This window comes from Burkholderia sp. FERM BP-3421 (genome assembly GCF_028657905.1).
Classification (GTDB): domain Bacteria; phylum Pseudomonadota; class Gammaproteobacteria; order Burkholderiales; family Burkholderiaceae; genus Burkholderia.
The window spans coordinates 1,335,449-1,343,699 of the sequence record NZ_CP117781.1 but is presented as its reverse complement, the minus strand read 5'-3'; the positions used below and the strand labels follow the sequence as shown (position 1 = coordinate 1,343,699).

9 protein-coding genes and 1 pseudogene are annotated in these 8,251 nt (G+C 67.1%); 4 read left to right on the top strand and 6 right to left on the bottom strand.

Annotated features, from left to right (window positions below):
- The first annotated feature begins 100 nt into the window (after positions 1–100).
- Positions 101–475, top strand: coding sequence for a COG4315 family predicted lipoprotein (locus Bsp3421_RS08950; protein ID WP_273998095.1), 375 nt, complete (start codon positions 101–103; stop codon positions 473–475).
- Between the two features lie 133 nt (positions 476–608).
- On the opposite strand, the gene Bsp3421_RS08945 is transcribed toward Bsp3421_RS08950, so the two are convergent.
- The 3 genes and pseudogenes from Bsp3421_RS08945 to Bsp3421_RS08940 form a co-directional block, all read right to left on the bottom strand.
- On the bottom strand, positions 609–830 hold the full coding sequence (locus tag Bsp3421_RS08945; protein WP_273998093.1) for a hypothetical protein: 222 nt from the start codon (positions 828–830) through the stop codon (positions 609–611).
- A gap of 53 nt (positions 831–883) precedes the next feature.
- A pseudogene (locus Bsp3421_RS33980) lies at positions 884–979 on the bottom strand (NUDIX hydrolase); the annotation flags it as partial.
- A gap of 197 nt (positions 980–1,176) precedes the next feature.
- Positions 1,177–1,704 (bottom strand): GNAT family N-acetyltransferase, encoded by a 528-nt coding sequence (locus Bsp3421_RS08940; RefSeq protein WP_273998092.1) that lies wholly within the window; start codon positions 1,702–1,704, stop codon positions 1,177–1,179.
- A 131-nt stretch (positions 1,705–1,835) separates the two neighbouring features.
- Here Bsp3421_RS08940 and Bsp3421_RS08935 point away from each other — a divergent pair, with 131 nt between their 5' ends.
- Complete coding sequence (locus tag Bsp3421_RS08935) at positions 1,836–2,204, top strand: VOC family protein (RefSeq protein WP_273998091.1); 369 nt, start codon at positions 1,836–1,838, stop codon at positions 2,202–2,204.
- A gap of 106 nt (positions 2,205–2,310) precedes the next feature.
- On the opposite strand, the gene Bsp3421_RS08930 is transcribed toward Bsp3421_RS08935, so the two are convergent.
- The 3 genes from Bsp3421_RS08930 to Bsp3421_RS08920 form a co-directional block, all read right to left on the bottom strand.
- Entirely contained in the window at positions 2,311–2,835 is a 525-nt protein-coding gene (locus tag Bsp3421_RS08930) for an isochorismatase family cysteine hydrolase (RefSeq protein ID WP_443111501.1), read from the bottom strand.
- A gap of 450 nt (positions 2,836–3,285) precedes the next feature.
- The gene (locus Bsp3421_RS08925) at positions 3,286–4,803 is read right to left on the bottom strand and encodes a CoA-acylating methylmalonate-semialdehyde dehydrogenase (protein ID WP_273998089.1); all 1,518 of its coding nucleotides are present in this window, start codon (positions 4,801–4,803) and stop codon (positions 3,286–3,288) included.
- Positions 4,804–4,894: 91 nt separating this feature from the next.
- Positions 4,895–6,292: an aspartate aminotransferase family protein gene (locus tag Bsp3421_RS08920; protein ID WP_273998088.1), complete on the bottom strand. Its 1,398-nt coding sequence runs from the start codon at positions 6,290–6,292 to the stop codon at positions 4,895–4,897.
- Between the two features lie 58 nt (positions 6,293–6,350).
- Between Bsp3421_RS08920 and Bsp3421_RS08915 the strand changes: the two genes are divergently transcribed.
- Entirely contained in the window at positions 6,351–7,331 is a 981-nt protein-coding gene (locus Bsp3421_RS08915; RefSeq protein WP_273998086.1) for a LysR family transcriptional regulator, read from the top strand.
- A 493-nt stretch (positions 7,332–7,824) separates the two neighbouring features.
- On the top strand, positions 7,825–8,184 hold the full coding sequence (locus Bsp3421_RS08910; RefSeq protein ID WP_273998085.1) for a hypothetical protein: 360 nt from the start codon (positions 7,825–7,827) through the stop codon (positions 8,182–8,184).
- Positions 8,185–8,251 lie beyond the last annotated feature (67 nt).

Genomic DNA, 8,251 nt, shown 5'->3' with positions numbered 1-8,251 from the left:
CGACCATACGGCAACACACCGAGAAAATGACTGCACGGCGCGCAACAATCGGCGTTCCCGGTTTTACCCATGTCGTGTCACATCAACAGGAGATAACAACATGAAGATTGCCTTGGTTGCCGGTGCTGTATTGTTCAGCCTCGCCTCGTTCGCCGCTCAGGCCGACGATATGCCGGCGATGGCGTCGGGCGGCATGCTGGTCGCCGCGAACGGGATGACGCTCTACACCTTCGACAAGGATCCGGCGAACGCCGGCAAGAGCGCCTGCAATGGCCCCTGCGAGACCTACTGGCCGCCGTACAAGGCCAGCGCGACCGATCACGCGATGGGCGACTATACGATCATCAAGCGCGACGACGGTGCGCAGCAATGGGCGTACAAGGGCAAGCCGCTGTATTTCTTCCAGAAGGACATGGCCAAGGGCGATATGAAAGGCGATGGCTTCAAGGACGTCTGGCACGCGGTCAAGCCGTAAACACCAGAGCAACGCGGCCGGCGTCGCCCGCAACGCCGCCGGCTTCGCGCCGGAAAACCCGGAGCACGCGCGCCACCAAGCGCGCGTTTCGTCCGGCGCACGCCGACGATCGCCGGCAATCGATTCCTTCGCCTCATGCGTCGCCAAACAGGCAGAAGGTCCAATAGCACAACGGGAGAGTCAGCGGCCGGGGCTGATCGAGGTCGATCCACGCGGAACCCTCGTGTTCATCGCTGAACAAGATATCGCGCGCGTCGAATTCGCGGTCGAAACAGACGACCAGCGCGAATTTCCCGGGAATCGCCGCGAACGGCCTGCTGCCGACATAGCGCGCGCTCGACACCACCGCGCGCATTCCTCGCGCACGTCCCGTATCAGCACCGCTTCGAGCGACTCGCCGAATCCGGGTCGCCCGCAGGGCAATTCCCATTCGCCACGAGGATTGCGCAAGAACAGAACATGCCGCCGCCGACGAAGGATCGCCTTGACGCGGACCGGAACCATGACTGACCGGCTCCCGAGACAGCGAACCGTCACCGGCGGCATCCTGTCGCACACACGCCGGCTCTGCCACCCGACGCCTTTGCCGTTCCACCGGTTCATCCCGATCGATGCACGGCATCAGCGACCTCAAGTGATGCGGCGTCGGCGGCAGCAGCGATATTTCGCTGCGCGCCACCGGCTGCCGCTCGCTTATTTTTTTATTCGATCGCCCGTTCCATGACGACAAGCTCGGCCGGGAATCGCGGATTGCTCGCCCGGGAACGTTCCTGGAAACCTTCGCGCCGCCAGAACGCATGCCCACGCAGATTCGTGGCGAGCGTCGCGATTTGCATGCTGACGCATCCCCACTCGCGCGCGATGGCTTCGATCAGCGCCAGTGCGCTCGCGCCATGGCCTCGTCCCCGGTGCCGCTCGGAAAAAAGCAACAAGCCGATCCAGGCGCAGCCGTCGTGCGGAAACGCACGGATCACGTCGGCGCAGCCGATCATGTCGCCGTCGACATAGAGGCCATAGACCGCCTTGTCCGATGCATCCTTGCTGTCGGGCTTGCCGTCGAAGAAATCCTCGACGTCGGCTGAAGAAGGCGAGCGGCCCTCGTGAAGTTCGACGTAAGACGGAGATTCGAGAAAGATCCGCAGCACGCTCGAGTAATCGTCGGGCGACGCTTTTATAAGAGGGAGGAGAGTCAGCATGCCGGGCAAGGCGACGTGAACGATGCCGGCCATTGCATGGCTAATCGGCTTCTCACCCGAACCTGACCGACGGAACGGTTCTCCGGGAAATCCGCGCCTTTCGTCGGGAATTGAATTCGAGCATGATTCGAGCCCGGCCCACCCATTTCTGGACAGGAAATCCCATGTTTGATCATGTGGTATTCGGCGTCAGCGACTATGCGACGAGCAAGGCGTTCTACCTCAAGGCACTCGAACCACTCGGCATCGCGGTCGTGCACGAAGGCGAACTCGGCATCGAACTCAGCTCGGACGGCAAGACGTCGCTGTGCCTGTTTCCGGCCCAGGAGAAGCCCGCGCATCTGCACCTGGCCTTCGTGGCGGAGAACCGCGAGCAGGTCGACGCGTTCCATCGCGCGGCGCTGGCGGCGGGCGGCAAGGACAACGGCGCGCCGGGCCTGCGCCCGCGCTATCACGCGCATTACTACGCGGCATTCGTCATAGATCCGGACGGGCACAACATCGAACTGGTTTGCCACAAGCCCGAGGCCTGAGCGCGGCATCGAACCGGCCAGCGGATCGATCAGGTCGCGCCGCATGCGTCGACCCGATCGCCTCATCCAGCCGGCGCGCGCAGGACGAATGCGCGGCGGCGCCGGCCTAGGCGAGCCACGCCAACACTGCCTCGATCGACAACACCGTGGTGCGCGAATCGAAGGCCGTGGAGAACAGATGCTCATGGACGACCTGATCCGGGTCGTAGCAGCAATCCTTGACCGTATACAGGCGAAAGTCCGCATCGCTCGCATAGGCGACGGACGAGAGTACGACGCCGGTCGAGGCGATGCCGACCATGATCAGCGAATCGATCCCTTGCGCGGACAGGCGCACCTGCAGATCGGTGCCGTAGAACACGCTGGCGCGATGCGCGAGGACGATCGGTTCATGCGCTTGCCGGCCCAGGTCCGGCGAGAGCCGATCCTCGACGAACAGGCCGAGCTGCTTGATACCCTGCCCGTTCTTGTTCGAGGGGCTGACTTCCGGATAGCCGGGGCTGAAACGGAGATTGGCGAAATAGACGCTGACGCCCCGCGCGCGCGCCGCATCGCATAACGCCCGCGTGCGGGCGAGCAACCCCGGCGCGACCTCGGGGAAGAGCGCGAGGATGTCGGTCTGGTAATGCATGACGAGAAGCGCGGTCCGCGCCGGCGTGACGGCCGGAAGCGGCGCGCGCGCCTGCCGTTCGGCTGCGCCGCCGGCGACGTTCACGCGGCTTGCCGGTGCGCCACCCGCCAGGTTGTCCGGGTTCATGACGGATGCCGCCCAATTGCCCACCTCAGGCTGATTGATTTCATTGACACCGCTCCTTCAAGGCAACACGCGGTTCGTCGTCGCAACCGGAAAACATCGAACGCGCGCGGTATAGAGGATCAAAAGAATCTATCGATGCGGTCGAAATAATACGTCACGCCGCCGATGCGGCAATCATCCACGCACAATAAATCGCAAAAAGACCGGTGCTCGCAGACCTGCGCCAAATACGACCCCGCGGCATTTCCGAACCGCCTGCCCGCTCATCCGCCACACCATAAAAAAACCCGCCTGACGGCGGGCTTCCTGCCTACACGGATTCCTTCACCGGTTCGACGGAAAACTGAACACCGTCCCTTCCCGCACACCCGCCGACGGCCAGCGCTGCGTGATCGTCTTGCGTTTCGTATAGAAGCGCACCGCATCCGGACCATACGCATGCAGGTCGCCGAACAGCGAACGCTTCCAGCCGCCGAACGAGTGATACGCGACCGGCACCGGCAGCGGGACGTTGATCCCGACCATCCCGACCTGGATGTTGTCGCTGAACCAGCGCGCCGCCTCGCCGTCGCGCGTGAACAGGCACGTGCCGTTACCGTATTCATGCGCGTCGATCAGGGCCATCGCCTCGTCGAGCGACCTGACCCGCACCACGCCGAGCACCGGCCCGAAGATCTCGTGCTGATAGATCGGCATGCCGGGCTTCACGTGATCGAACAGGCAGGGCCCGAGGTAGTACCCGCCGTCGTGCCCGTCGACCTTCACCGAACGCCCGTCCACCACCAGCGTCGCGCCGGCCGCGACGCCCGCATCGACGAAGCCCTTCACCTTGTCGAAATGCTGCTGCGTCACGAGCGGGCCCATGTCGCTGCCCTGCTCGACGCCCGGCCCGACCTTCATCTTCGCAATCTCGGCCGTGAGGCCCGCGACCACCGCATCCGCGGTCTCGTCGCCCACCGCGACCACCAGCGGGATCGCCATGCAGCGCTCGCCGCACGAACCGTACGCCGCGCCCATCAGCGCGTTGACCGCATTGCCGATATCGGCGTCCGGCATCACGACCGCGAAGTTCTTCGCGCCGCCCAGCGCCTGTACGCGCTTGCCGTGCGCGCAACCCGTCGTGTAGATGTATTCGGCGATCGGCGTGGAGCCGACGAAGCTCACGGCCTTCACGCGCGGATCGGTCAGGATCGTGTCGACGGCCTCCTTGTCGCCGTTCACGACATTCAGCACCCCGGGCGGCAAGCCGGCCTCGAGCGCCAGTTCGGCCATCCGCAGCGTCGACGACGGCGTGCGCTCCGACGGCTTCAGCACGAAGGTATTCCCGCACGCCACGGCCATCGGCCACATCCACAGCGGCACCATCACCGGGAAATTGAACGGCGTGATCCCCGCGACCACGCCGAGCGCCTGGAACTCGCTCCACGAATCGATCGCCGGCCCGACGTTCTTGCTGTGCTCGCCCTTCAGCAGCTCCGGCGCGTAGCTCGCGTACTCGACGTTCTCGATGCCGCGCTGCAGTTCGCCGAGCGCATCGGGCAGCACCTTGCCGTGCTCGGCCGTGATCAGCGCGCACAGTTCGTCGGCATGCTCCTCGAGCAGCGTCTTGAGCCGGCTCATCACGCGCGCGCGCTTGAGCGGCGGCGTGTTGCGCCAGGCGGGATAGGCGGCCTGCGCGGATGCGATCGCCGCCTCGACGGTCACCCGGTCGGCCAGCGCGACGCTGCGCCCGGACACGCCCGTCGCCGGGTTGAACACCGGCTGGACGCGGCTACCGCCGTCGACGCGCTGGCCGTCGATCAGGTGCCCCACAGTGGACGTGACGTTGCTGTCGTGTTTCATGACTTTCTTTCCATGCAAATGCAATCGGGCGAATGCGGTTGAATACGACGCCGGCCGCGACGCGCGGCCGGCGCGATGGGATGCGGAGGCGTCAGTCGACCTCGTGCAGCGCGTCGTGGAGCGCCTGGATCAGGTTGTCGATCTCGCGCGCCTCCGAGATGAACGGCGGCGCGAGCTGGATCGTGTCGCCGCCGTAGCGCACGTAGAAGCCCTTCTGCCAGCAGCGCATCGCGATCTCGTACGGGCGGCGCGCCGGCTCGCCGGGCGCGTGCTCGATCGACAGGCCGGCCGCGAGGCCGCAATTGCGGATATCGACGACATGGCGCGCGCCCTTCAGGCCGTGCACCGCGGCCTCGAAATGCGGCGCGAGCGCGCGCACGCGGCCGATCGCGTCTTCCTTGACGAGCAGGTCGAGCGCCGCGAGGCCCGCCGCGCAGGCGACCGGGTGCGCGGAGTAGGTATAGCCATGCGGGAATTCGACCAGATACTCGGGGCCGCCCGCGGCCATGAAGGTCTCGTAGATGTCGCGCTTCGCGATCACCGCGCCGAGCGGTTGCGCGCCGTTCGTCACCTGCTTCGCGACGTTCATGATGTCGGGCGTCACGCCGAACGCTTCCGCGCCGGTCAACGCGCCCGTCCGGCCGAAGCCCGTGATCACCTCGTCGAAGATCAGCAGGATGTCGTGCGCGGTGCAGATCTCGCGCAGCCGCTTCAGATATCCCTTCGGCGGCACGATCACGCCGGCCGAACCGGCGAACGGCTCGACGATCACCGCCGCGATGTTCGACGCGTCATGCAGCGTGATCAGGTCGAGCAGGCGGTCGGCCAGCTCCGCGCCCTGCTCCGGCTGCCCGCGCGAGAACGCGTTCGCGGCCAGCTGGGTATGCGGCAGGAAGTCGGCCTCGATCCCCTGGCCGAACAGCTTGCGGTTGGCCCCGATGCCGCCCACCGAGATCCCGCCGAAATTCACGCCGTGGTAACCCTTCTCGCGGCCGATCAGGCGCGTCTTCGTGCCCTTGCCCTTCGCGCGCCAGTACGCGCGCGCCATCTTCAGCGAGGTGTCGGTGGCTTCCGAGCCGGAACCGGTGAAGAACACGTAGTCGAGGCCGTCCGGGGTCAGGTCGCGCAGCTTGTTCGCGAGCGCGAACGAGGTCGGGTGGCCGAACTGGAACGCGGGCGCGTAATCGAGCTGCCCGATCTGGCGGCTCACCGCCTCGGTGATCTCGGCGCGGCCGTGGCCGAGGCCGCAGCACCACAGACCCGACAGCCCGTCGAAAATCTTGCGGCCCTCGGCGTCGGTGTAGTACGCGCCCTTGCCCTCGACGATGATGCGCGGGTCGGTCTTGAACTGCCGGTTGCCGGTAAACGGCATCCAGTGCGCATCGAGCCACGCGGCGTCGGTGCGGGGGGTCTCTTCCTGATTGGGTGCGGTAAGAACGGTCATGTCGGTCAGCGCCGCGCGCTCCTCGTTGATGGGTATGTTGCGCATTGTTGGCTCGCCGATTAGTCTTTTGAATATCTCGATATCAATGTTTACTTGAGCTTTTATGCAAGTAAGAAAACCGAAGAGTCGCGCGCTGCTCGGGCAGCTCAGCGACATGGATCTGCGGCTGCTGCGCGTGTTCAAGGGCGTGGTGCAGTGCGGCGGGATGGCCGCGGCCGAGCTAGAGCTGAACATCGGCATCTCGACCATCAGCCGCCACGTGAAGGACCTCGAAACCCGGCTCGGCCTCGTGCTGTGCCGGCGCGGCCGCGCGGGCTTCACGCTGACGCCCGAGGGGCAGGCGATCTACGAGGAGACGCTGCGGCTGCTGGCGTCGCTGGAGGCGTTCCGCAGCCGCGTCGACGGCATCCACGACCGGATGGGCGGCGAACTGCACATCGCCGTGTTCGACAAGACCGCGACCAATCCGAACGCGCGTCTCGGCGACGCGATCGGCCGCTTCCACGACGAGGCGCCCGAGGTGCAGCTCAACCTGCATGTGGCGTCGATCAACGAGGTGGAGCGCGGCGTGATCGACGGCAGCTATCAGATCGGGATCATCCCCGCGCACCGCAACTCCGGCAGCCTGGTCTACAGCGAGCTGTTCGACGAGCGCATGCTGCTGTATTGCGGCATGCGTCACCCGTTGTTCGACGCGCCGCACGGGCGGCTGACCTGGAGCCAGATCCGCGCCCATCCGTTCGCCGGGCTCGGCTTTCATTCGCCGAACATGGAACTGAGCCACCGCGCGAAGCTCACGCGCAGCGCGAACGCGTCGGACCAGGAGTCGATCGCGACGCTGATCCTGTCCGGGAAGTATCTCGGCTTCCTGCCCGACCACTATGCGCACAGCTTCGAGACCCAGGGCCTGATGCAGGCGATCGCGCCGCAGCGCTTCCATTACGCGTGCCGGTTCGTGAGCCTGCTGCGCCGCTCGCCGCAACCGTCGCGCGCGGCGCTGCTGTTCCAGACCCACCTCGCGGAAGCCCACGCGCCGCGCGGCGGGGGGCAAGCAAGCCGAAACGGCAAGGAAGGCGGGCGGTAGCGGCGGGCGATGCGGGTTGCGGGTTGCGGGTTGCCGGTCGCCGGTCGCCGGTCGCCGGTCGCCGGTCGCCGGTCGCCGGTCGCCGGTCGCCGGTCGCCGGTCGCCGGTCGCCGGTCGCCGGTCGCCGGTCGCCGGTCGCCGGTCGCCGGTCGCCGGTCGCCGGTCGCCGGTCGCCGGTCGCCGGTCGCCGGTCGCCGGTCGCCGGTCGCCGGTTGCCGGTTGCCGGTTGCCGGTTGCCGGTTGCCGGTTGCCGGTTGCCGGTTGCCGGTTGCCGGTTGCCGGTTGCCGGTTGCCGGTTGCCGGTCGCCGGTCGCCGGTCGCCGGTCGCCGGTCGCCGGTCGCTCACGGCTCACGGCTCATGGCCCGTCGCCCACGGCTTACCGCGCGCCATCGGCCACTGCTCGCCGAACACCAGGCGCCGCCGGCCGCGCGCGTTGTATCATCCGACCCTGCCACGCTCGTTCCGGCCCCCTTCTCCACACGGAAACCCGCCATGTCCCGCTCCCTGCTCGTCGTCCTGGGCGCACTCGCGCTGCCCGCCCTCGCCCACGCCGCGCCGCCGGCCCTGGACGGGCGCTATCCGCCGTGCGCGAAGCTGAACAACGTGCGCGACACGTCGACCGGCTCGGAGGCCGCGATCCGCAGTGCGGGCGCGGGCGCCTGCGCGGCGCAGTACCGGCTCGAACACGGCCTGTTCGCGCTGCCGGCGGGCAGCGTGTTCAAGATCACCTGGCCTGACGGCTCGTCCGAACGGATGGTCGTCACCGATCCGCTGATGTCCGCCGGGGCCGAACCGCTGCCCGGCACGCAGCGCGCGCCCGCGCGGCCGCAGGGCCGCACGGCGCGAGAGTAGGCGGCAGCGGGCAGGCGCGCCGCTCCGGTCTGCGATAATCGCCGCTCCGAGCCCTTCCCGACGCCGC